The sequence below is a fragment of the Pseudotabrizicola sp. L79 genome, assembly GCF_036553525.1.
GTDB lineage: Bacteria > Pseudomonadota > Alphaproteobacteria > Rhodobacterales > Rhodobacteraceae > Pseudotabrizicola.
The window spans coordinates 633068-656500 of sequence record NZ_JAZHDA010000046.1 but is presented as its reverse complement, the minus strand read 5'-3'; the positions used below and the strand labels follow the sequence as shown (position 1 = coordinate 656500).

The window sequence follows — 23433 nt, the reverse complement described above, 5'->3', positions numbered from 1 at the left end:
TTCCTTGAGGGTGGTCGGTGGCCTTGTGATGCGGGGGCGAACCCCGAAACACCGGATCATCCCCTTGACCGGACTCGGTCGTCATCTGGGTCACCGCCAAGACCGGGGCCATGGGTGCTGACCCTGCCGTCTTTGGCGCGCGGGAATGATCGACGATGCCCCGCAACGCCTTGGCGCTCGGCTCGCGCCAATCATCACGGCCAAGGTGGTTTTGGGCCTTCATCGGCGCGGCCAAGGTTGCACGGTGGGCGCGCCACCGTGCTTTTTTACGTCTGCGGATCGGTCATTGTGCTTGATCTTCAAAAATACCCCCCGTCAGTTGCCGCGCGCCGCTGCAGAGCGCATTTCCAGCCGCGTCACGATGGCAGCCTCGTCCTCCGAGATGCCGTCGGCAAGCAGATCGACCAATTCACGCGGGTCCATGGACAGATCATAAAGTTCCGGCGCTGTGCCGTCTTCCTGCACCAGTTTGTAGTTTGCGTCGCGCAAGGCCCAGCCAAAGACGTCGCTGGGCTTGGCGTCCTTTGCGTCGCCGAAATGTTCGACATAGATGTAGTCACGCCCGGTATCGCCGCCTGTCAGCGCAGGCGCGAAATCACGGCCATCGCCCGCGGGGGCCTTGGCACCGGTCATGCCGGCGATGGTCGTGAACAGATCCACCGTTTCGACAAAGGCCCCCGTCCGGCCGGTTTCGACGCCGGGGCCGGCGACGACCAGCGGAACATGGGTGCCGCCCTCATAGATCGTGCCCTTGGCGCTGTGATCGCCATAAAACCCATGGGTGACCTGATTTGGAGAGCCGTTGTCGCCAATGAAGATCACCACGGTATTGTCCCGTTCTTCGGGCGACAGCGCGCCGAGCAGACGGCCGATTTCGGTATCCAGCGCTTCGAGCATGGCGTTGTAATAGGGCAAGGGGTTTCTGCGATGGCATCGGCATCATTCGCCAAATCGTCAAACCCATGCAAATCGGCGGGTGGCAGGTGGAACGGCGCATGCGGCGCGTTGTAGGCCAGCCACAGGAACCAGGGATCATCCTGCGCACCGATCCAGTCGATGGCGCGGTCGGTCAGAACGGTGGTGGCATAGCCGTCAACCTGCACCTCTTGACCGCCGGTGACGGCTGTCCATTTCGAATAGTCGCGCACAGCGCCCATGAAGAGGCCAAAGTAATCCGGCACGCCCAATTCGGCCGGGTGATTGAGGTCGGCATCGGCCCCGGCAAGGTGCCATTTGCCGATCAGGTTGGCGCTGTAGTTGGTGGTGGCAAGCACATCGAAAAGGCTTGTGACATCTGCCGACAATCCGTTGGTTCCATCCGGCGGAATGGCCGCGCCGACTCCGGTGCGAAACCCGTATTGCCCGGTCATGATCGTGGCGCGGGTGGGCGAGCAGACGGGGGCTGAATAGGCATTGTCGAACACCATCCCGGATGCGCACAGGGCCTCGACATTCGGCATCGGTGCCTGCTGATCGCCAAGCGCATAGCAGCGTGACGCATCAAGCCCCATGTCGTCGGCGATGATCAAAAGGATGTTCGGCTGGGCCAAGGCCGCGCCGGGAAAGGCCAGTGTCAGGGCTGTGGCCAGTCGTGAAATGTTGCGCATTCGGGTTTTCCTTATGTCAGGGCGGGTGTGGCGGGATGGGTGGGTGACGGCTGTCGCCGCGATGCGCTCACCCCTGCTCTGGCCAGGTGCCAAAGGGTTGCTTGGTCAGTTCCATCGTGCCGTCATCAGCGCGGTGAATGTTGATCCAGGCGCGCCAGTTCTCGTCGTCCATCTCAGGGTAATCAAGCCGGTAGTGGCTGCACCGGCTTTCGGTGCGGAACAGCGAGGCGCGCAGCTTCATCTCGGCCGACAGGATCATGTTGCGCGTCTCCCATGCCAGCCGCAGCTCGTGCATGTTGGCCGCGCGCAGCATCGGCGCGTGGTGGTCGCGCAACTCCTCGACATAGGCAAGGGCCGCGGTCATCATCGAGGCTTTCTTGATATAAAGCACGAAGTTCGGGATCATGATGCCTTGCAGCGTCTGCGTCACCCAAGCCGGGCCATAACCCGCCTCGCGCCGCAGGGGGGCAAGGATTTCGCCGGTGATCTCGGCCAGACGCGCGTCGGGGATGACCGGGGCATCGACCCCGGCTGCAAATTCCGCCGCCGCCTGGCCCGCGATGGCCCCTTGAACGGCAGAGCCTGCCAGCGAGGAGCCGATCTGGGTGTAAATCCCCCCCGCCATATGGCTGCCAAGCGCATCGCCCGCGGCATAAAGACCGGGAATGGTGGAGGCACAGCGGTCGTCATAGGGCACCAGCCCTTCGGATTTGTGGATCGCCATGCCGGCCGAAGCGCCACCGACATTGGCACCGGGGGAAAAGCCGGGGGGCGGGCCACCGGGCGCGCCGCCCTCGCCCGCGCCGGGGGGCGGGCCATCGCCACCGGGCGGGCCATCAAGGCGGCGCTGGAATTCTTCGGGCACCACGGGGCCGCCTGCCACCTCGGTAACCTTGGCATCCGGCGGGCTTCCGGGGCCACCGGCGACCGGATTGCCCAGCACATAGGCGCGGTAATTCAGGTCCACGCCCAGATCGTGATGCACCTCGACCCCGGTGGTCGATGGCACCCGTTCGAACATGTCGCCCCAACTGTCATAGGTGGCGGCGGGATGGTCGGCGCGCGTCATGTGGCCGTCATTCCATTCCTTGCCCGTCACCTTGGCCCCGATCCGGTAGGCCATCACCGTGCCGTCATGCGTCAGGTCGCCCAAGGGAAAGCCGTTGGGCTTGAAGCCGCCCGCGCCTGTGCACAGGATCACCGATTTTGCGCGAATGGTGATGGTTTCCTCGGCATCCAGACGAAAGCCCGCAACCCCGGCGATCCGCCCGTTTTCCTTGATCAGATGGGTGATCGTCACCCGCTCCAGCAGCGGAATGCCGCGCTCTTCGATTGGTCGCATGAAGGGGCGGTTCGCCAGCGTCTGGTCGAAAAAGCCCCAGTCGCGCAACTCGGCCGCACGGGCCAGCGAATGTTCGGCCAGTTGGCGGGTATAGACCGCGTTGTTGGTGCCAAGGGCGGAACGCGACACGGTGGCGACAAAATCGTCGATGCTGCCGGTTTCCGTCGCCGGATCAAAAACGAAGAACCCCTTGCCAAAGGGCGTCAGCCCCGATGATCCCAGCCGCCCCTTGGACACGATCATCGTGGCGGCCCCTGCGTCATGCGCCTTGACTGCCGCAAACAGCCCCGCCATGCCACCGCCCACCACCAGCACGTCGGTGGCGTGGTCGGTGTTGGTCACCGCATCTACGTCAATCTCGACCGCGTTCTGCGCCCAGGCCTGCATCCCCATCGCCGCCAGCCCGGCAGTTGCGCTGCCCAGTGCCATGAACCCGCGGCGGGTTGGGCCGGTTCTATCTGATGGGGTGGTCATGATGCGATGCCTCTTTGTCGGGATCTGGATTGGGGCCGTTTGGGCAATATGCTGAAACAGCAAGGGTTTTGGGTGTTTTGGCCATGCCATGGGAACAGCCAAGCGCCGCCCTGCACCTGATGGCGCAAGGCGGCTGTTCCGGGATCAGTTCGGCAGGTCATCATATTCGATGATGAAGCCCCGGTTATAGCCGGTCGGCATCCCACGGTCGCCATATTGGGCGACAGTTTCCCAATAGTCGCCCCAGGTGGGCACGGGCACGTTCAACTCGCCAAAGCCCATGATGTTCTGGTGCCCCGCACCATTGGGCTGGGTGTTGTCGCGCGGATCGCGGTCGGTGACGCCGTCGTCAAGGTTCTGCGCCCAGTTGGAAAACTCCCATGCCTCGCCCGAGATCCATTGCCAACCGTCAATAGACGCCTCGGTGTCAGAGACGCGCACGCCCCCAAGGAACGGGCCGATCTTGATGCGGTAGTGGCTGTCGGATGTGTAGTCGTCGGGAAACTGCCAGAAATACTTGTCGTCATTGATCAGGTTGAAGACAAAGGCGTTTTCTTCCGGCGACGTCAGCGTGGCAAGATAGCCACCCTCACTTTGGGCCAGGATCGCGGCCTGCACCCAGCTGATGTTCATGCTCTCGACCAGAACAACCTCATAGTAATGCGTGCCGCCTTCGGGGCGATCAAAGCTCTGGATCGGCGCGCGGGTATAGACAACGTCATCCGGCAGCGCGGCGAAAGTGTCGAAAATCGGGTAAGTCACGGAAAACGCGGCCGGGCCGACCACCACCTCTTGCGGCACCGCCGCCGTGGCGGCGGGCGGGGGGGCGGGCTTTGCGCCTTGGCCCGGCTTTGATCCCCCCTGCGGATACATGCCGGTTTCGGGCATGGCAGAGAGATCATAGAAGTCTTTGGCGGGGCTATAATCCTGCGCGCCTGCGTGGCTGGCCAGTATCGCGGTTGATGCGGCAACAGCGATCATGATGTGTGTGCTGGTCATGGCATGGTCCTTGTTGGGTTTGATTGGGTCGCGGCGACCGGTGCGCCTTGGGTGAACGTCTTTGATGGTTGGGTCATGATGCGGGTGCCGTCTGGATGGATGTGGGCGGTTTCGGTCGGGCCGCCCAATACAGCTTGGCCAGCAAGCCAAAGCCCGCGCCGGCCAGCCCCAGAAACAGCGTCGTCATCGCCACATCCGTGTGTCGGCCAAGGTCGATGGAATGCCACAGCGCCAGTGCGGTAAAGCTGAAGGCGAGCCCGCCATGAAAATACCGCCAGCCGCGATAGCGGGTGGACAGGCGCTTGATGATGGGCGTGCGGAAAAAGGCGCTGACGACCAGAACCAAAAGCAGCACCCAGGCCACAAGACCGGCCAGAACGCCGATATTGTCAAAGGTGGTGATCATCGTGACGAACGCATCCCACGGGCGCACGCCGCCTTCCAGCGCGCGGGGCAGAACGATCAGCACAGGATGCGCCAGGATCACCGCCACGGCTGTGTAGGCGACGTATTTGTGCACCTTCTGGATTTGCGGCGGCTTGAAAACGCTTAGCAGCCAGGTGTTGCTGCGCGCCATGAAGAACTGGCCCAGCATGGCCGCAAAGGCCAGAAGCGTGGCCAGCGAGATCGCCTCTTTCAGCACAGACCGGCGCGGCGCATCGCCAAGCGTGTAGAACAGCAGCGGCAGGCCGACGAAGACAGCCAGGGCCGCAAGGATGGTGGCGCGTTGAACGGTGAATTTCATGGCCTTACCCCCAGGGCACAACGACGGGGATGGATTTCTCGGGCGACATCTCGATGGCATCGACCGGGCAATACATCCGGCACAGATGGCAGATCTGGCAATCGGCGGCATAGGTGATGACGGCGCGGCCTTGGTCCATGCGGATCACATCGCAGGGGCAGGATTTTACGCATTCCTCGCAGCCGATGCAGCCAGTGATGCTCTTGATTGTCATGGCAGACTCCTGTGCTGCGCCTTAGCGCATGTCGAACAATTCCTGATGAAACGCCGTGCGGGGCAGCCCCTTGGCCACAAGATCGCTGCGCAGGGCCTGCCCGAACCGCACGGGCCCGCAGAACCAGACGCTGGCGCTGGCCCAGTCGGGCACCAGGGCGCGCAGCCTGTCGCCCGTCAGCAGCCCATCCACTTCATCGACCAGAATATGCAAGGTCACGCCTGCCGCCTTTGCATCGGCAATCAGCTTGGCGCGCGCCTCGGCGGCAAGCGTGGTCGTGCTGTGAAACAGATGCACCTCTTGCGTGCGGCCCCGGCGGGCAAGTTCTTTCATCCGGGCGATAAAGGGCGTGATGCCGATGCCGCCGCCAATCCAGATCTGGCGGGGTGCGGTATCGTCAAAGGTAAAGCCGCCATAGGGCCCCTCGACGATTGCGGGGCTGCCGATTTTCACCTGTTCGGGCAGGCGATCGGTGTAATCGCCCAAGCCCTTGGTGATGAACGTGATGCGCGGATCGGCGGCATCCCAACCAGAGGCGATGGTGAACGGATGCGCGCCCTCTTTCTTGTCAAAGGTGACAAAGGCGAATTGGCCACTTTTGTGGCCCGGCCAGCCGTTGTTCAGCCGCACCGTGGTTTCCATCACATTCATTTCGGCAAAGCGCTGCTGCGCCTCGACCGTGCCTTGCACCTTGCGCCGCTTGCCCACCTGCCGCGTCAGCACGATCACCGCCGAGACGGTGCCCGCGATCAGCAGCAGCGCGGTGACAATGCCCACGGGCTGCGTCCAGGCGGCGAAATCCATCAGAACGACCGAGTGAAACACCAGCACCAGATAGGCCACGGCAATGAACAGGTGCGTCTTGGCAAACAGCCGATAAGGAAAGCGCCGGATCAGCGCCAGGGCGATCAGCAGCACGGCGACATAGAACGCCTTTTCGCCCAGCCCTTCGGCCACGCCCCGCAATCCGCGCAGAAAGGATTCGATGGTCACGACATCTGCGACCTCGGCCCCCACCGGGCGCGGTCCGCGTTCGGGGGCCGCCATCAACCCCAAAGCTGACGCCCATTTCGGCGCATTCACGGCCCCCCAATGAGACAGCGCCGCGACCAGCCCCATGATGCCCAGCCATTTGTGCAGCCGATAGGATTTGTCCAGCCCGCCCAACCAGGGCTCTAGCCAGACAGGACGGGTGGCCAGGATCATCGCCACACTCATCGCGCCCATGCCGATCACGCCGGAATATTGCAAGAACAGGTTTCGGCCCGTGATGATGGTCAGGTCATCGGGAAACGGCAGGTTCGCCAGTAACCACAGCGCAGTCAGCGCCGCCATCAGGCCCCAAAGCGTGATCTTTATATTGCGCAACATCATCAGCATCCTTGCAACATCGATTTGCGGCTGAGTCTGACGCGGAATTGTGCAACCAGTGGCAAGATCGAAACTTTTCGTCCAGTTCCTGGCAAAACTGGATTTTCGCTTGATCACCAGTTACTTAACGCACATGGGGGGGGTATGGGGGCAAAGTGGGCATCTGCATGATCTCTGCATATTGCTGTGTCAGAACAAGGGAATGGAGCGTTTGCGCACGTCACTGACCACCAAGATTTTCCTGGCCATCGCCGTCACTTCGGCCTTGGTGATTGGCACGATGGCGCTGCTGGTGGCGTTGTCGATGCGCGACGGGTTTTCGCAATACCTGCTGCGGGGCGAATTGAACCGCTTTGGCAGGCTGACGCGCGAACTGGCTTTGGCCCATGATCCTGCTGCCCCCGGCTGGCCCGATCTGGCCGCAGACCCGCGTGCCTTTAACGATTTTGTCCGCACCCATTTCGCCCCGCCCGGTGGCGCCGATGCCGAAGAGGTCGCAGCCGACCCCCTGATGATCGGCGACCGCCTTGCTCTGGTGGGCCCTGACGGCACCCGCATCGCCGGAACGATGGCCCGCACCGCGATTTTTGACCAGCGGCCCATCTGCATTGACAGGGGCTGCCGCGAGGGTGCCCCGCTTGGCTATCTGCGTCTGAACGCACCGGTCCTGACAGACAGCGCCAGTGATGCGTTTTTCCTGCGCGGGCAATATGCGTCGCTGGCCTATGCCGCATTTGTGGCGCTGCTGGTTTCGGCAGCGGCGGCCTATCTGATCGCGCAGCAGATCTTGACACCGATCAAGCGGTTGCAGGCCGGGGCGAAAACACTGGCATCGGGCGATTATGCAAGTCGCATCCCGCTGGACAGAACCGATGAATTGGGCGACCTGATCGCCCATTACAACGAATTGGCCGAAACACTGGCGCGCACGTCACAGGCGGAACGCGAGTGGATTTCGAACACCTCGCACGAATTGCAGACCCCGCTGGCCGTTTTGCGCGCACAGATCGAGGCGCTGCAAGACGGTGTGCGCCAGGCTGACGATGCAACGCTGGCCGAAATGCACGCCGCGCAAATGCGGCTGTCGCGGCTGGTGCAGGATCTGAAGATCCTGTCCTACTCGCGTGAGCCGAACCTGCTGGCCCAGAGCACACATGAGGATCTGGTCGAAATCGTCGTCGAGGCGGTCGAAATGGCGCGCCCGGCGCTAGAGGCTGCGGGCATCACGATCACCTGCGACATGCCCGAACATCTGCCGCTGAAATGCGACCGCACGCGGATCGCCCAGGTGGTCGATAACCTGTTGCAGAACACCCGCCGCTATACCGATGCCCCCGGCACGCTGGGGCTGCGGATCTGGCACAGCGGGGGCATGGCGCATCTGTCGGTGGATGACACGCCGCCCAGCCCGCCTGATGACATTCTGCCCCGCCTTTTCGACCGGTTCAGCCGGGCCGAAGCCTCACGCTCGCGCGCGCTTGGCGGGTCGGGCTTGGGGCTTTCGGTGTGCAAGGCCATTGTCGAGGCCCATGGCGGCACCATCACCGCCGCCAAGTCTGCGCTTGGCGGCCTGAACATCACCTTTACCCTGCCCGATGGCCGCCCATGACCCAACCCCGTATTCTGATCGTCGAAGATGAAATCGCCCTTGCCGAAGTGGTGCGCGATTACCTGCGGTCTGACGGGATGGAGGTAGAGATGCTGTCCACCGGCACCCAAGCGGTGGCCACCGACCTGCGCAAAGGGCATGATCTGATCATTCTTGATCTGATGCTGCCGGGGGTGGATGGCCTGACCATCTGCCGCGAATTGCGCAAGACGTCGGATGTGCCGATCATCATGACCACGGCACGTGTCGAGGAGATTGACCGCCTTCTGGGGCTGGAACTGGGGGCAGATGATTACGTCTGCAAACCCTATTCCCCACGCGAATTGGTCGCGCGGGTGCGCGCGATCCTGCGCCGCCGCCGCCCTCCCGGAAAGGCCACCACAGAGGAGCCGGTCACGCGATTGCTGATCGACGCCGAACGCTGGCAGGCCACGCTTGACGGCACCGATCTGGAACTGACGCGGCGTGAATTTTCACTGCTGGCGGCACTGGCGGCCCGTCCCGGTCGTGTTTTTTCGCGCGATCAATTGCTGTCTTTGGCCTTTCCCGACGATAACGATGTGTTTGACCGCACCATAGACAGCCATATCCGCAACATTCGCCGCAAGATCCACGCTGTCACCGAATGGGAGCCGATCCGCTCGGTCTATGGTGTCGGCTATGCTTATGATGGCTAAGGGGGCGTCCGCCCCGCAACCTGCGATGCGGCAAAAATTTCGCCTCTGCACAGTCGCTGCATAATGTCTTCATTCCTGCTTGGCTTTGCTTGGGCAGGTATGGCCCCTGACACCGCAGACCATTGCAGGAGCATTCAATGCCTTCAAGCGTCAAACCCTTTCTGACCGGCCTTTGCGCCATGGCGACCTTTCCTTTTGCCGCCCTTGCCCATGATGACCCGACGCATGATGCCCAGCTTGACCGGATCGCATCATTTTTCAGCGCCGCCGATATTCGCAGCGGCCCCGAACGTGTCGACTGCACCCTGTCCGAGGGGGAAAAGACCGCCTGTTTCAAAATCACCGTTGCCGCCAGCCCGCTGACCTATACCCCCGGCCCATGGTGCCCCACCCACATCACCGATGGGGCCGATGCAGGGGGGATCTGGTTTCTTGATGGCAAGACGGTGGATGTCACCGGCGCGTTCCTTGCACAACTGGCCGAGGTCTATGGCGACACCAAGTGGCAGCTTTACGATCCCGACACAGGGGCCATCCGCTATACCGGCACGCTAGAGGAGTGTCAGGCCGCGGCCCGCCCGGATGTGGATCCGGCCTATCAGAACTATTGTGTCCAATGCCTGCCCGAAACCCTGCCGCAAGAGGCCGTTGTCACCTATGTGATCCCACTGGACCCTGTTGCAGCCACGCGGCCCGCCCCGACGAACATCAGCGGTTCGGGCGTGGCCTATAACGGCGTGCGCCTTGACGGGCCCGCCCCGGTTGATGCGATCCTTGGGGCCTATACCATTGCCCCCTTTGACGATTGCGGCGGCCATGTGAACCCGCATGTCGGCTATCACTATCACGCTGTCACCGATTGTCTGGATGCAGCCCCCACAGCCCCCGATGCGGGCGACCACGGGGCACAGATCGGCATTGCGATGGATGGCTTTGCGATCCTGCCGCATCTGATGGCCGACGGCACCGCCCCGGCTGACCTTGACCAGTGCAAGGGCCATGTGGGGCAGGATGGCAGCTATCACTACCATGTGGGGGAGGCCGGATCGAATGCGATCCTTGGCTGTCTGACGGCGCAGGCCGGTTGCACGCTGGAAGATGCAGATGGCAGCTGTGACGCCTCGGTGCGGCGGCCACGCCATTGAAGATCCGTCGATCTTCATCCCCCGAATTCTGAAAAGGACAATCCCATGAAAAGCCTTCCCCCCGCCGCCCTGCTGCTGATCCTTGGCGCGACAGCCGGTTCTGCGCAGGATCTGACCTATCCTGTCGTTGATACGATGCAGGACAGCTGCTTTGATCTTGTGGGGCAGGCCATTGACTGCCCCGCCGCAGATCAGGCGCTTTACGGCCAAGATGCCCAATATGCACGCCGCCCCGCCGCCTATACCGACAATGGCGATGGCACCGTTCTGGACACCAACACCGCGCTGGTCTGGCAGAAGACGCCGCAGAACGACCGTCTGCAATATCTGGATGGCATCGCCTATTGCGCGGCGCTGGATTTGGGCGGGCGAACGGATTGGCGCGTGCCGTCGATCAAGGAGCTGTATTCGCTGGCCGACAACCGGGGCGAATTGCTGACCCCCGAAGAAGGCACGCCCACCCCCTATATCGACACCGCCTTTTTCGATTTCGAATATCCCAGCGGGCGCATGGCCTTTGCCGGGCAATACTGGAGTTCGACGCTCTACGTCAAAGGCCCGGTGCAGAACGGGCGCAATCAGGCGGCTTTCGGGTTCAACTTTGCCGATGGGCATATCAAGGCCTATGGCACCGGGCTTGATTTCTACACCGGCGCTGCCGCAACGGGCGGATTGGCCGGGCCGGATGGAAAGGCACCGGGCAATTATGTGCGCTGCGTCAGTGGCGCGGAAGGCGTCTATGGCGTCAACGCCTTTGCCGATAATGGCGATGGCACGGTGACAGATACGGCCACCGGCCTGATGTGGCAGCAAACCGATGATGGCACCCGCCGCGAATGGGCCGAGGCGCTGGCCTATTGCGAGGCGCTGGATCTGGCGGGCCATGACGACTGGACCTTGCCCAATTCCAAGGAACTGCAAAGCATCGTCGATTATGACCGCACCGGTTATCCGGCCATCAACCAAGATTACTTCGGCATCACCCAAGACGGCGAGACGCTGGATTACTGGACCAGCACCACCTTTGGCGACTGGAAGAATTACGCCAATGTCATCGCCTTTGGTAAAGCGCTGAGCAAATCGGGCGATCAGACCGACTATACCGACTGGCACGGTGCGGGGGCGCAACGGTCCTCGATCAAGACGATCGTCGGACAGGAGATGACCGAAGACACCACCTGCTCGGTCAATGCCTGTGATTACAACCGTTCAGACAATCTGGTGCGCTGCGTTCGGTAACGGCGCCTGCGGCGAACCGCACGCAAGATGCGGGCGGTTCGTGCCTGAGATCAGCAGATGCTGACCAAAGCCCCCATACCCATCGTCACCAAGAAAGAGACAACCATCATGAAGAAAGTTTCGCGGCCTATCCTTGCGGCCTGCCTTGGCGGCCTGATCCTTGCGGTTGGGCCGGTTCAGGCGCAGCAGCGCCCGCCCATGCCCGATTTCAGCGCCATGGCAGACGAACTGGGCGTTTCCGAAACCGCCCTGACCGGCTGCCTTGGGGCTAAGCCCGAACCCGGCCAACGCCCCAGCCGCCCGGATGCCAAGAAGATCGCCACCTGCCTGACCAATGCGGGCAACAGCGTGACCAGCGATGCCGTCGATGCCGCACTGCGCGCAATGGCCCCGCCTCCTCCGGGGCAATGAGACAGGACAGGAAAGGGCACGTCATGAGCTGCAGGGCTCTGTCAGTGCTCTTTTGTGGCCTTTGTTTCATGGGTCATCCGTTCTTACGGCATCAATTCGGGCGACACATCGTTCTCTGCGGCTTCGCAGGGAACGTGAGTTCGAAGCGGAAAACAGAAAGAATTCATCCCTGCGTGGCTTTATACTTCGGCAGTCACTCTGCGGCGCCAGTAAATGACTGCTTTTCTGCTTCGAGATGGGATTGGCCCAAAGCCGCAAGCCTTCGCAGAATGGAGAAGCCAGACACGCGCGTGCAGACTGTAAGCAAAGCTTTGTGTCAAAGCCGGACCCTGAAGCGCGTGGGTGGCGATAGATCGCTGCCAAATCGGTATCTTGCCGGGATTTGGCTTCGGCGGAAGCACTCAGAGCCATAATGCGCAGCGGTGGTTTGTAACGGCGTTTCGACGCATTCGCCTTTTCAGGCACTAATTTGTGCAACAAATTGGGCAGTGGAGGGGGACAGAATGCACGCCGTATTGTCAGGGCTTTGCTGCACCCAGTTTTGCTTGCAGACACCCGCAGCGGGCTGCTGGAGTGCAAGCGAGGTGCGCTCATCGGGGATTGGGGCAGTTGAGGGAGATAGCCGTCAGCAGCAGGGGCAATGACGGGATTGCCGTTCATAGGGCAGGGGGCGCTTTCAAAAGTCAGTGCTTGGGTCAGTTTGTATCCCTTACGATTGCCGCGTATTTCCACTACGGATGTTCATGGACGCAAGGCGCCGTTTTCCTGGGCGGGGTTCTGTTCAGCGGTTCGCGTGCTGCTGCACCAGCGCCTTGAGACAGTGGGACATCAGAGTCGTTGCCTTGGGGTGTTGAAATCCTCGCTGCTGCTGCCTTTCTTCGGCTGAACCGTTTGACCACTTGTCACAGGATCGGAACATACATCCATGGTGCTGGAACTTCTTCTTGTCTTGGCTTTGACCATCGTGAATGGCGTTTTGGCCATGTCAGAGCTGGCCATCGTCTCGTCGCGCCCCGCAAGGCTGAAGGTTCTGGCCGATCAAGGCAGCCGGGGTGCGGTGATCGCCCTGCGTCTGGCTGGCAATCCGGGGCGTTTCCTGTCCAGCGTGCAAATCGGGATCACGCTTGTCGGGGTGCTTTCGGGCGCGTTTTCAGGGGCCACGCTGGGTGTGCGCCTTGCCGGTGCCCTGAACGACGCCGGGCTAAGTGCCCCCTTGTCTCAGGCGCTTGGCGTGGGCGGCGTTGTTGTTGGCATCACCTATCTGTCGCTTGTCTTGGGCGAGTTGGTTCCGAAACAGATCGCCCTGCGCGCACCCGAGGCCGCTGCCGTGCGGATCGCGCCCCTTCTGAACCTGATCGCCTTTGTTGCGGCACCGGTCGTCTGGGTTCTGGACCGATCGGGCAAAATCGTCCTTTCGCTGTTGGGCCAGTCGGGCAGGGTGGATCACAACATGTCGGACGAGGAGGTCAAGCTTGTTCTGTCCGAGGCGCAATCTGCCGGAGTGATGGAAAAGGCCGAAACGGATATGATTGCCGGTGTCATGCGCATCGCCGACCGGACAGCGCGGGGGCTTATGGTGCCCCGGCATGAGGTGCAGACAGTTGACGCAACAGACACGCCTGCCACCATCATTCGGCGCTTTCGCGATACAGGCCATTCGCGGCTTTTGGTGCGGGATGGCAGCGCCGACAATATCGTCGGCGTGCTTAAGTCACGCGATTTTCTCAAGCTCGGCAAGGCCAGTGCTGTTCTTGATCCCCGTTCTCTATTGATCGAGGCCCCCGTGGTCCGCGACGGGATGAACGCCCTTGACGTGCTGGAAACCTTGCGCAAATCGCCCGCCCATATGGTCTTGGTCTATGATGAATACGGGCATTTTGAAGGGATCATCACGCCGATGGACGTGCTGCAAGCGATCGCGGGCGATTTCATCGAAGGCGCCGAGGCCGAAGCGAAGATCGTGGAGCGCGAGGATGGAAGTCTTGTGGTCGCAGGCTGGATGCCCGCAGATGAATTCGCCGCCCATATCGGCATTCCGCTAGAGGAAGGGCGCGATTACGAGACTGTTGCCGGGCTGGTGATCAAGGAGCTGGGCAGCCTGCCCAAGCTGGGAGAACATGTCGTTGTTTCCGGTTGGCGGATTGAAGTGATCGACCTTGACGGTCGTCGGATTGACAAGCTGTTGGTGCAGAAAGGCAAGGCTGGTCGATAAACGCTTTGCGCATCAGTTGAATGAACGGAATGACCCTGTCCCATCATGGATTTGAGTGCGCATCGTGCATTTCGGGTGCAAAAGCGGTGACTGAGACTGCCACAAGACTTGCCCTCTTGGCACATGGTACAGCCGCAGGCTTCGCGGCCGACAGTCGTTCCCTTGGTATGATGACGCTGCCGGTCTTCTCGAAGCTCCCGAAAATCTGGATGGCCGGTGTAGCGCCTAACCCTTGTTAAGGACGAACGCGTTCTGCATACCAGCGCAGCTGTACGCCCTTATCTAGTTTAACCCTTTCCCAAGGCGTAGGGGGAAAGTCCAACTTCAACGGGTCAATACACTTTGAATCGGATCATGCCAGTCGGGTGGTCCAAATCAGACAACGGTCTTAGCGTCGGTGCGGGTCACGCGGGCGTGGCCAAAGCCCTCGCGATCTACCGCCCCACCGGCCAGATCCTTTGTGCTCTGGTGGATGGTGCTGGCACGGGGTCCGCAACGGCCCAGATCAATCCTAAGATCGGTGCGGAGATCATCGATATTTAGTCGGAGATTTGTGTGGCGATCCTCTGAGAAGGAGCCTGGGGGGAGGGGAGTAACGTCCCCCCCCTCCAAGCCATTTATCCGCTTTGCCCAAACAAGCTTGCCTTAACCATGAGGATACGCTCGCGTCGGGTAGATGATGGGTGTGCGTCAAAGGTTGAGGGCAACGTCAGTGCCCTTTTTTGTCTTGCATCTATAGAAGATCAAACACCTGCCCGCCGATGCTCAGGTTGATGCTGTCTTGCCCCGCGCCATCGACCAAGGCGTAAAGGATCTGGCCCGTGGGTCGATAGATGACAAAGGCCTCGGCCACACCGGCATCCCCTGCGCCGGGGGTATTGGCGATATTGACCTGGAACTGGCTGCGGGTTGCCCCGGCAATCGCTGTCAGCAGCACATCGCCCTCGGCGGCGTTATAGTCCTGGATCCAGTCCGATCCGTGGTCGGCCACCCCAACATGGAAGAAGGTATCCGCCCCGGCACCGCCATTGACCCGGTCATAGCCAAAGCCGCCGTTGACGAAGTCATTGCCATCATTGCCGAAGATCAGATCGCTGCCGCCAGCCCCAAGGAAGATGTCATCGCCATCATTGCCGATCAGCGTATCCGAACCGAAGCCGCCGTTGATGGTGTCGTTGCCAGCCCCGCCGTTCAGTTCGTCATTGCCAAAGCCGCCATCGATAGTGTCGTTGCCGTCGCCACCATAGATGACGTCACGCAGGTCCGCGGCCGAAGATCCGCCATAGATGAAATCATCCCCTCCAAGGCCGTTCAGCGTGTCGGGGCCATCAAGGCCGGAAATCGTATCGTTCCCCGGGCCACCGATCAGGCGATCGGCGCCAGGTGTTCCAACCAGGGTCAGGGCGCCCGCCTCGACCGCAGCTGTTGGCGCGCTGGTCACGGCCTCGGCCGTGCCCTGACCGTCGGTATAGCTGACCCGCAGCGAAACCGTGGCTCCGACATCGGCAGATGTCAGTTCATAGGTCGATTGGGTTGCGCCCGAAATGGCAGCCCCCGCCCGCAGCCATTGGAAGGAAAAGGCCCCCAGCCCGTCTTCATCCGCCAGCGTCGCGGTGTTGGCCGACAGCGTCTCGCCCGTGCGGGCTGTGCCCTGAATGGTCACCGCGCCGGTTACCGGATCGTTGACATTGGTCACCGCGGTCGTCGCCGCACTGGTCAGCGTCTCGGCCGTGCCAAAGCCGTCGGTATAGTCGATCCGCACCGACATCTGCTGGCCCACATCGGCTTGTGTCAGCACATAGCTGCCATTGGTGGCCCCCGCGATCTCTACCCCGCCGCGCAGCCATTGGAAGGCAATCGTGCCCAACCCATCCTGATCCGCCACGGTGGAGGTATTCGCCGTCAGCGTCGCATCCTCGCTGGCCGTGCCCTGAATGGTCACCGCGCCGGTCGCTGCGAAATTGCGGGCAACCCCCGTCATCGTCAGGGTCGATCCATCCCCCAACCTGACCTGACGATCGCCCGAGCCATCCGCCCCAAACGTGACCGCAGCCCGCTCGGCAGACGTGAGGTTCGAGAAATCAAGCGTGTCTTCGCCCACAACAAAATCGCTGATCCGGTCAGCGCCCATGCCGGTGCGCAGCACAACGGTATCCGCCCCGCTGCCGCCAGTCAGGCTGTCATTCCCAGCCCCACCATCCAGCGTGTCAGCGCCTGTCCCCGCATCCAGCACATCCTCAGCGGTTGAGCCAGTGAGGCGATCATTGCCCGCTCCGGCAAAGAAGGCCGTGGCCGCATCGGCTCCTGTCAACACATCGTCAGTGTCAGTGCCGATGCGTTCGGCCATATAGCTACGCACCATCACATCCGGATACTGATCTTCCCAAGACACAGCGTTCCAGCTGGCCATCAGAGATCCGTCCCCCAGAGTTACAAATTCTGGGGTAAGTTCCTGATAAAGAACATTGAATTCGTTACGCGCGGAAATCTGCTGAGGCTCGCCCACCTGTTCGCCTTCGGCATCAAAGCGAAAGGCATAGGCCCGCCACGAGGGGTTATAGCCCGGTCTCGACTGTACACCGATCATGAAACCGCCATCTTCCATCGGCGAGACAGTAGGGCGGTGATACAAATAGCCCAGCGAGCTTTCAGTGCCCATTGGTACACCGTCTTCTGCAAATTGTCGCCAGACGGTTGCCGTTTCGGTGTTCCAGACCACCACAAAGCTGCCATCCTCCAGCGTGGCTACCGCAGCGGCGCTCATGTCTTCTTCAATTGAGGAAGCTGCCAGAAATGGCCCAGAGATCAGTTGCCCTTCGGGGCCACGAATTTGAATACCGACCGACGGATAGCCGCTGTCATTGCCCGGAGTGGTTGTTCCGATGCGGGTAACGATGACGTAATTGCCATTCTCAAGCGCAGTCGAGCCGAAGGTGTAGTTGTAGAGATCCCAGCCATAACTGATTTTACCGATCCAGGGGGTGACCTGAAATGGCGCAGTGGTCATAACCCCATTGGCATCGAAGATCGCGCTGTAATCTGTGTCAGAACCCCCATATTGCGCCAAAATGCCCGTATATCCCGCGCCCCAAGTGACAGCAAAGCCACCGTCTGCAAGTTCGGTGATCGTGCTGCGACCATATCCCGTGGACAGGGTATAGACCTCCACCGATCGGGTCTCGGAGATCTGGTGGTTTGGCAAATGCACCACCTGACTGCCGATCTGCACGCCCTGCGCGTCAAATGTCGAAACTTGTAACCCTTTCGTCGTGGGGTCGCGGAAGGAAACGGCATAGCCTCCCCCCTCCAGCCCCGCAATCATTGGCAAGAAGTCACCGCCTGAGATATCGGCGGGCCCGGAATACACCAGCACCTTGTCGCCCAGCCTGTTGCCCTGCGCATCATAGCGCTGGGTCACGATGTCATAGCCATATGCGCTGTCAGGATCCTGCTGTTCGGCCCAGACGATGATTGCACCACCATCAGCTAGCCGCGCTATCTCAGATCCGCGCTGTTGGCCGAGCGTTTCGGTATGGGCACGCTCGGCATCGCTCGTCGGGAACAACTGGTAGACCATGTCTTGAATCTCCTTGCATCTCCACTTTTGACTGAAGACATTATATATTCAAACATGTGCATTGAATTTGATCTGCCGCATTTTCCGGGCACGCAGATCATGATAAAATTAGTGGGCTGGTTTATCTGTTGCAAACCATCCCCTTTTGCACGCCGCCCGCATTCATCGCTTGACGGTAAAACCCGCAATCAGGCCTGCTTCAACCTGCCGATCCCCGGACCGGTGGTGGCGTAACCGAGACGGAAATCCATTTGGAAAATACCCGGAACTTGTTCAGATCAACTGAACCACCTCTTTTAATCCAATTTAACCCGTTCCCAGCCAATGAGGCGTAGTGGAAACGTCCAACCTCAACGGGGCAATGTGATTTGGATTGGATCATGCCAGTCGGGTGGTACAGATCAGATTGGGGTACTTCGGTGCGGTGAGCGCGCTATCTGACCTGTATTGACTCCAGATAGCGGATCACGGCGGTTACTTGGTTCAAATTCAGAACGAATTCTGGCATTTCGTGTCCGACCAAGATGCCTTCGGCCAAGGCCTCTTCCAGATGGTTGATCGGATAAAGCCGCCCAATAAAGCGGAACGGAATGGCCCGGGGATTTGGGCTTGCATCGTATTGGGTTACGGCATGGCACCCCGAGCAGTTGCGTTTCACAAGGGCTGCCCCATCTTCGACTGGACCTGCAGCAGATGACAGGGGCGACAGCATGAATGCCGCAACGAGATGTAGGCGCATGTCAAAACTCCCTGTCTATGGTGACATTGATATCGCAATCCTTGCGAAACGGCCAGCACCGCAGTGAAACGGATGTCCCCTGAAAGGGCGGAATGTGCGCGCTGTTGTGCTGCCGCCGAAGATTTGCAGACTTCTACGATCACATGCTGTGGTCGTTTATCCAAACCTCTTGGATTGAAATGCCCTTCCTCATAGCTGGTCCGAGAACCAACAGTCGTCTATGCTGCGTTGCAGCAGGGGTGGCGTAGCATGGCAGTCTTCTTGATCCTTTCCACACTGACGCTCCTGATCATCGGGGCATGGCGCGGCATCTCGGTGCTTGTGCTTGCACCTGTGCTGGCCGTGCTTGCTGCCTTTGCCTCCGGTGCTCCGATGCTTGCAAGCTATACGCAGGTCTTCATGCAGGCGGCGGGCGGCTTTGTTGTGGCCTTCTTTCCCTTGTTCCTGCTCGGCGCCCTGTTCGGCCGTGTGATGGAAGCCTCTGGCGCGGCTGAACGATTGGCGTCTGCGACTGCGGCTGCTTTGGGTCCGAAGAATGCCATTCTGGCTGTCGTCATTGCCTGCGCGGTGTTGACCTATGGTGGTGTGTCACTTTTCGTGGTGGCCTTTGCCGCTTGGCCCTTGGCGCGGGCGCTGTTTGCCCAAACCAGGCTGCCTGCCAGATTGATCCCAGCGACGATCGCCTTGGGGGCTTTCACATTTACAATGACAGCTTTGCCAGGCACACCTTCTATTCAGAACGCAATTCCAATGGCAACATTCGCGACTACGGCCTTTGCGGCACCAGGATTGGGGCTTATCGCAGGGGCGGTCATGTTGGTGTTGGGTGTCATTTGGCTCCAGATGCGGGTGCGGATGTTGTCTGGGGACGCGCCGCCGGATGCGCCCGACATACCGCCGCGAGTGCGCCCCTTGCCCTTGTGGGTTGCCCTTGTGCCGATCCTGTCCGTGGGAGTGGTGACACTGGTCATGGGCCAAATCATCCTGCCAACTCTAGATACCACCTATCTCGCCGACCCCGTCTATGGCGCAACCGAATTGTCTCGGGTCAAGGGGGTATGGTCGGTCGTTACTGCGCTCAGCGTGGCACTGATACTGGCGCTGATCGTCAGTCGTCCGCCGCGGATGATGCAAGTGGTCAACACTGGCGCGGAATCTGCGCTCTTGCCGCTTTTTAACACCGCCAGTCTTGTGGGCTTTGGTGCGGTGATCGCTCATTTGCCAGGGTTCGACGTTTTGCGCGCCAGCCTTGAAGGGCTGTCAGGGGGACATGTGTTGATCTCGGCTGCGTTGTCTTCGGGGGCATTGGCGGGGATCACCGGATCAGCCTCGGGAGGCATGTCGATTGCGCTTGATGTGCTTGGGACCGCACTCATGGCGCAGGCAGAGAGCCAGCACGTCGATCCGGCGCTGCTGCACCGTGTCATCGCGGTGGCGACTGGCGGACTAGACACCTTGCCGCATAACGGTGCGGTGATCACACTCTTGGGGATTTGCGGCATGAGTCACCGCCAGGCTTACACAGATATATTCGTGGTTGCAGTCATTGTGCCGACAGTCGCTTGCGCGGTCATCATTGCTCTCGGCATGGGTTTTGGCAGCTTCTGAACAGAAGCATTTCGTGTCGTGGCAACTGATGTGGAACGCACGTTCCTTTGTTCAGTCAGTGCCGACTCGAGGAATTTGGGCTTATCAATCCTTGATTGATGGACCTGAAAGCAGCGTGCGGCCCAGTTGGAACTAAAACGGGTTCTGAGTGCCGCCCCGTGATCGAAAACGTGGAGAACCTTTTAGCCTTCGGGAAAAGCCAGAAAGCCATGTTTGACGACTTTCCCTTCTCGATAGAAATCTGCGATCGCTAACAGAACAAGACTTGGACGCATGACGTGGGTGATCATGCAGAAACCAGCAAGGTTTGGGACCATCATTTCGCCCCAGACCGTGTTACAAGACACCCCGCGACCCACTTCAGCGAAGCCGAAGGTGCAAGCGCGTTCATTTGACGTAGTAACGTCAGTACACTCCGAAAAACTCAAGACGGAGTGGGGTCACCAGGCGCCAACATCCGGTCAATCTTGCAGCCACTTGTGCCATTCACAAACCCGTCAGAGAGGTGGAGAGCATCAACCGTTTTGGAGGAGTTGTGATGATTAAGACTGTTTGTTGTTTTGGTACATTTATCGCCCTAGCTGGCACGGCGGCTGTGGCTGAAACGCATGGTCATTCAGTCGCGGATAGCGTGATTCTGGAGCAGAATGCAGCCTTGGCTGCCGCCACCGAAGGAAAGGGTTTTGGGCCGCAATCGCCGCGGGATATTGATGCGAAAGACGGCAAGAACGTGCGGGCCTTTGGTGAAGCGCCTCCGGCGAACGAGATGACGCTGTGCGACATTCACCTCCATGAAAATGCAGAGCACAAAGGTGGCGAGTTCACGACCTATGCTGGAAACGGCGATGGCGAAGGGGCGGGAACGGGCTTTAAATATAATGGTGAGCTGACCGAAGCTGAACTGGTTCCGCTTGACCGCAAGATCGGTGAAGGCGAACACGGCGATCTGGTTCCTGGCGATACCATCGAAATCCATTTTGTGCATTCCACTGCCCAGGCCACCTTGGGCAACGGGCTTGGCACTTGCCTGAACGACTCGATCGGGAACCCGCAATTGCGGGTGGAAGCGGTTGTTGCGGTGCTGGTTAACGACACATCCGCCGCGGACTTTACCAACATTGCCAAGATCGAAAATATCAACGGGCTGAACCAAGTGCCAAACCTGCCGACGGATCTCGGGACTCCAGTTCTTTATGATGGCTCGACCACAGGGCCAAAATACAACGAAACAGGCTCACCGTTCCAAGTTACATGGAGTGTTCGTCCAAAGGTTCTCAAGCTTGATATCAATTCCGTTGGTACTTGGCTTGAAAGTAACCCATTTGACGAAGAGCACGCGCATGGGGTTCGAAACCTTGTTGTTGATCCCAATCTGTTGTCTCCGATCGAATGAACCTATCTTCAGACGAAAGGGCATTGCGAATTGATGCCCTTTCGTGTCGTGGATGGTTGATCAGGAGAGCGTGTTTAAAAGCAAAAGCAACGAGCCTTTGCGTGCGGCATTTGCCAAAGATGATTTTTCGTCCATTTCAGGGGCATCGCTGACCTGCCACTGAAAATCAGCGCCTTGCAGAAACCTGCGAGGCGCATTTCATGCACGGCAGACCTATCTCAGTTTCGTTCCGATCTATTGAGAACGATAAAAGGAGTACCTGACCGGAACAGAACCGGGGCAGTCCACAATGCCAACATGTCGATCTGGACGGGATGTCGACCGTAGCATAGCCTGTCGGCCTTATACTCAGGAAGATGAGGCTGGGCCATTGATCGAACAGTTCACTGATGTTGGTCATGTCGTTATCGACGATGAGCGAATGCGACTTGTCGGAACCGCACCATCTGTCAACGGGGTCTATGCCTTTGTTTTTGACGGTCAGGTTCAATACATCGGCGCGGCAGATCGTAAGATTGGTGGACTTCACCAGAGACTGTGCTCATGCCTGCGCCGCGCACGACATATCAGCTACAGCAATCGCAAAGACGGCCTCCCCGGCACCACAAGTGCATTGCGCAACGCGATCCGCTGCCATTTGGAGGCCAACGAAACTGTCAATGTCTGGGTGGTGACTATCGACAAGATGCCCGACAGAGATGTGGCCGGATTTAAGAGGCGAGCGATTCTTGCTCTGTGCCCGCCGCTTAATAAGGCTCACATAACGCCGATCGTAAACTTCTGATCTTTCTTTGGTGCGCAAAGACAGCTGAAGACATTCGATTTTTGTGGATTTCGCTGGCAGGCGCCGCCTCGCGTACAAGACATCGCCGCGCTGCATAAGATGAACGTGTTTGCCTATTTCTTTGTCCCCCGGAAGAAGGGAGAAAGGCCGCGCCTGCAGCTCGAATGTGCTACACCGATGTGTGACACGCCGAACTTACAAACGATTTCATCGTTCAAAATCCGTAGCTTGCATAGAATTTTGGCTCCGGCGGTAGGGATCGAACCTACGACCAATTGATTAACAGTCAACTGCTCTACCGCTGAGCTACGCCGGAACACGTGGGCTGTATAGCGAGGTGAATCGGGGGCGTAAAGGGGGCTGGGGTGGAAAAATCATGCTTTTGCGGGATGAAGTGAAAAAACTGTCTCTGCGTGCAGGGGAGTTGCTGCCGTGATTGCATTTCTTTCAAACAGATCAATAAGATGGGCAAGAATATTGCGCTCGGCTGCGGGCAACAGCGCAGCAGGGGTTTGGGTGTAGATCTGCCTGGCCAGATCATGGGCCGAGGCCGGAGCCATGGCCAGTTGGGCCTGAATGGCGGCCTCTCTCATGCGGCGGTGGTGGCGCAGATCTTCAAGGCGGGCGGCCACATCGCGCACCTCGGCGCCATGGCCGGGCAGCATAAGGTGCCACGACCGCGCGGCCAGCCTGTCAAGCGAGGCCATATAGGCGGCCATATCGCCATCGGGGGGCGAGACAAGGCTGGTTGACCAGCCCATGGCGTGATCACCCGAAAGCAGCACCCCACCGAACCCGAGGCAGATATGCTCGGCCATATGGCCGGGGCAGTGCAACACCTCGACATCGCCCCAATCGCCCGAGAGGAACTCGCCATCTTGCAGGCGGCGATGGGGGGCAAAGCCGTGATCAACGCCTTCGCCGCCACCGGTAAGGCCTTGCGCTGCCAAGTGGCGCATCAGGGGGCTGCGCCCTTGGCCTGAGGCCCCAAAGGCCCAGATCGGGGCGCGCGTTTCCTTGGCAAGCGAGGGGGCGGCAGCGGAATGATCCAGATGCGGATGGGTGACGATGATCGCGGCCACACGCTCTCCCGGAGCGATGGCGCGGTGCAGCGCGGCAATGTGTGATGCATCAAGCGGCCCCGGATCGACCAGCAGCAGATCTCCGCCACGCCCGATCAGATAGCTGTTGGTGCCCGGCCCGGTCATGGGGGAGGGGTTCGGGGCCAGAATGCGCCGCACCCGGTCTGTCATCTGGTCAATTGCGCCCGGTGTCATCCGGCTTCCC

At 60.1% G+C, this 23433-nt stretch carries 20 protein-coding genes and 1 tRNA gene; 10 read left to right on the top strand and 11 right to left on the bottom strand.

Annotated elements, in window-relative coordinates; all coding sequences use genetic code 11:
* Positions 1–315: 315 nt before the first annotated feature.
* The 7 genes from V3C85_RS11530 to V3C85_RS11500 form a co-directional block, all read right to left on the bottom strand.
* On the bottom strand, positions 316–897 hold the full coding sequence (locus V3C85_RS11530) for a sulfatase-like hydrolase/transferase (protein ID WP_331795216.1): 582 nt from the start codon (positions 895–897) through the stop codon (positions 316–318).
* Positions 819–1607: a sulfatase-like hydrolase/transferase gene (locus V3C85_RS11525; protein ID WP_331795215.1), complete on the bottom strand. Its 789-nt coding sequence runs from the start codon at positions 1605–1607 to the stop codon at positions 819–821. The genes V3C85_RS11530 and V3C85_RS11525 overlap by 79 nt, the downstream gene beginning before the upstream one ends.
* 67 nt (positions 1608–1674) lie before the next feature.
* Positions 1675–3378 carry an FAD-binding protein gene (locus V3C85_RS11520; RefSeq protein WP_331795214.1) on the bottom strand — a complete coding sequence of 568 codons (1704 nt, stop codon included), beginning with the start codon at positions 3376–3378 and terminating at the stop codon, positions 1675–1677.
* A 189-nt stretch (positions 3379–3567) separates the two neighbouring features.
* Positions 3568–4422: a hypothetical protein gene (locus V3C85_RS11515; RefSeq protein WP_331795213.1), complete on the bottom strand. Its 855-nt coding sequence runs from the start codon at positions 4420–4422 to the stop codon at positions 3568–3570.
* A gap of 73 nt (positions 4423–4495) precedes the next feature.
* Positions 4496–5167, bottom strand: coding sequence for a ferric reductase-like transmembrane domain-containing protein (locus tag V3C85_RS11510; protein WP_331795212.1), 672 nt, complete (start codon positions 5165–5167; stop codon positions 4496–4498).
* Between the two features lie 4 nt (positions 5168–5171).
* Positions 5172–5381, bottom strand: coding sequence for a 4Fe-4S dicluster-binding protein (locus V3C85_RS11505; RefSeq protein ID WP_331795211.1), 210 nt, complete (start codon positions 5379–5381; stop codon positions 5172–5174).
* A 21-nt stretch (positions 5382–5402) separates the two neighbouring features.
* Entirely contained in the window at positions 5403–6752 is a 1350-nt protein-coding gene (locus V3C85_RS11500) for a ferredoxin reductase family protein (RefSeq protein WP_331795210.1), read from the bottom strand.
* 202 nt (positions 6753–6954) lie between these two features.
* Here V3C85_RS11500 and V3C85_RS11495 point away from each other — a divergent pair, with 202 nt between their 5' ends.
* The 6 genes from V3C85_RS11495 to V3C85_RS11470 all read left to right on the top strand — a co-directional run bounded on the left by V3C85_RS11495 (position 6955) and on the right by V3C85_RS11470 (position 14045).
* Positions 6955–8361, top strand: a complete 1407-nt coding sequence (locus tag V3C85_RS11495; protein ID WP_331795209.1) for an ATP-binding protein — start codon at positions 6955–6957, stop codon at positions 8359–8361.
* Entirely contained in the window at positions 8358–9038 is a 681-nt protein-coding gene (locus tag V3C85_RS11490; protein WP_331795208.1) for a response regulator, read from the top strand. Before V3C85_RS11495 ends, V3C85_RS11490 begins: the two co-directional genes overlap by 4 nt.
* Before the next feature lie 137 nt (positions 9039–9175).
* On the top strand, positions 9176–10183 hold the full coding sequence (locus V3C85_RS11485; protein ID WP_331795207.1) for a YHYH protein: 1008 nt from the start codon (positions 9176–9178) through the stop codon (positions 10181–10183).
* 45 nt (positions 10184–10228) lie between these two features.
* On the top strand, positions 10229–11422 hold the full coding sequence (locus V3C85_RS11480) for an Lcl C-terminal domain-containing protein (RefSeq protein WP_331795206.1): 1194 nt from the start codon (positions 10229–10231) through the stop codon (positions 11420–11422).
* A 108-nt stretch (positions 11423–11530) separates the two neighbouring features.
* The gene (locus V3C85_RS11475; protein WP_331795205.1) at positions 11531–11833 is read left to right on the top strand and encodes a hypothetical protein; all 303 of its coding nucleotides are present in this window, start codon (positions 11531–11533) and stop codon (positions 11831–11833) included.
* 925 nt (positions 11834–12758) lie between these two features.
* Positions 12759–14045 (top strand): hemolysin family protein, encoded by a 1287-nt coding sequence (locus V3C85_RS11470; protein ID WP_331795204.1) that lies wholly within the window; start codon positions 12759–12761, stop codon positions 14043–14045.
* Between the two features lie 733 nt (positions 14046–14778).
* On the opposite strand, the gene V3C85_RS11465 is transcribed toward V3C85_RS11470, so the two are convergent.
* On the bottom strand, positions 14779–17622 hold the full coding sequence (locus V3C85_RS11465; protein ID WP_331795203.1) for a calcium-binding protein: 2844 nt from the start codon (positions 17620–17622) through the stop codon (positions 14779–14781).
* Between the two features lie 27 nt (positions 17623–17649).
* Between V3C85_RS11465 and V3C85_RS11460 the strand changes: the two genes are divergently transcribed.
* Positions 17650–17856, top strand: coding sequence for a hypothetical protein (locus V3C85_RS11460; protein WP_331795202.1), 207 nt, complete (start codon positions 17650–17652; stop codon positions 17854–17856).
* 199 nt (positions 17857–18055) lie between these two features.
* Here the strand turns inward: V3C85_RS11460 and V3C85_RS11455 are convergent, their stop codons facing one another.
* Complete coding sequence (locus tag V3C85_RS11455) at positions 18056–18361, bottom strand: c-type cytochrome (protein WP_331795201.1); 306 nt, start codon at positions 18359–18361, stop codon at positions 18056–18058.
* 249 nt (positions 18362–18610) lie between these two features.
* Between V3C85_RS11455 and V3C85_RS11450 the strand changes: the two genes are divergently transcribed.
* The 3 genes from V3C85_RS11450 (at position 18611) to V3C85_RS11440 (ending at position 22146) form a co-directional block, all read left to right on the top strand.
* Positions 18611–19969, top strand: coding sequence for a GntP family permease (locus tag V3C85_RS11450; protein WP_331795200.1), 1359 nt, complete (start codon positions 18611–18613; stop codon positions 19967–19969).
* Positions 19970–20507: 538 nt separating this feature from the next.
* On the top strand, positions 20508–21362 hold the full coding sequence (locus V3C85_RS11445) for a delta-class carbonic anhydrase (RefSeq protein ID WP_331795199.1): 855 nt from the start codon (positions 20508–20510) through the stop codon (positions 21360–21362).
* A 370-nt stretch (positions 21363–21732) separates the two neighbouring features.
* Positions 21733–22146 (top strand): hypothetical protein, encoded by a 414-nt coding sequence (locus V3C85_RS11440; protein ID WP_331795198.1) that lies wholly within the window; start codon positions 21733–21735, stop codon positions 22144–22146.
* A 241-nt stretch (positions 22147–22387) separates the two neighbouring features.
* Here V3C85_RS11440 and V3C85_RS11435 read toward each other — a convergent pair.
* Together V3C85_RS11435 and V3C85_RS11430 are read right to left on the bottom strand one after the other, a co-directional pair.
* Positions 22388–22462 (bottom strand) — tRNA-Asn (locus tag V3C85_RS11435).
* Positions 22463–22520: 58 nt separating this feature from the next.
* On the bottom strand, positions 22521–23423 hold the full coding sequence (locus V3C85_RS11430; RefSeq protein ID WP_331795197.1) for an MBL fold metallo-hydrolase: 903 nt from the start codon (positions 23421–23423) through the stop codon (positions 22521–22523).
* Positions 23424–23433 lie beyond the last annotated feature (10 nt).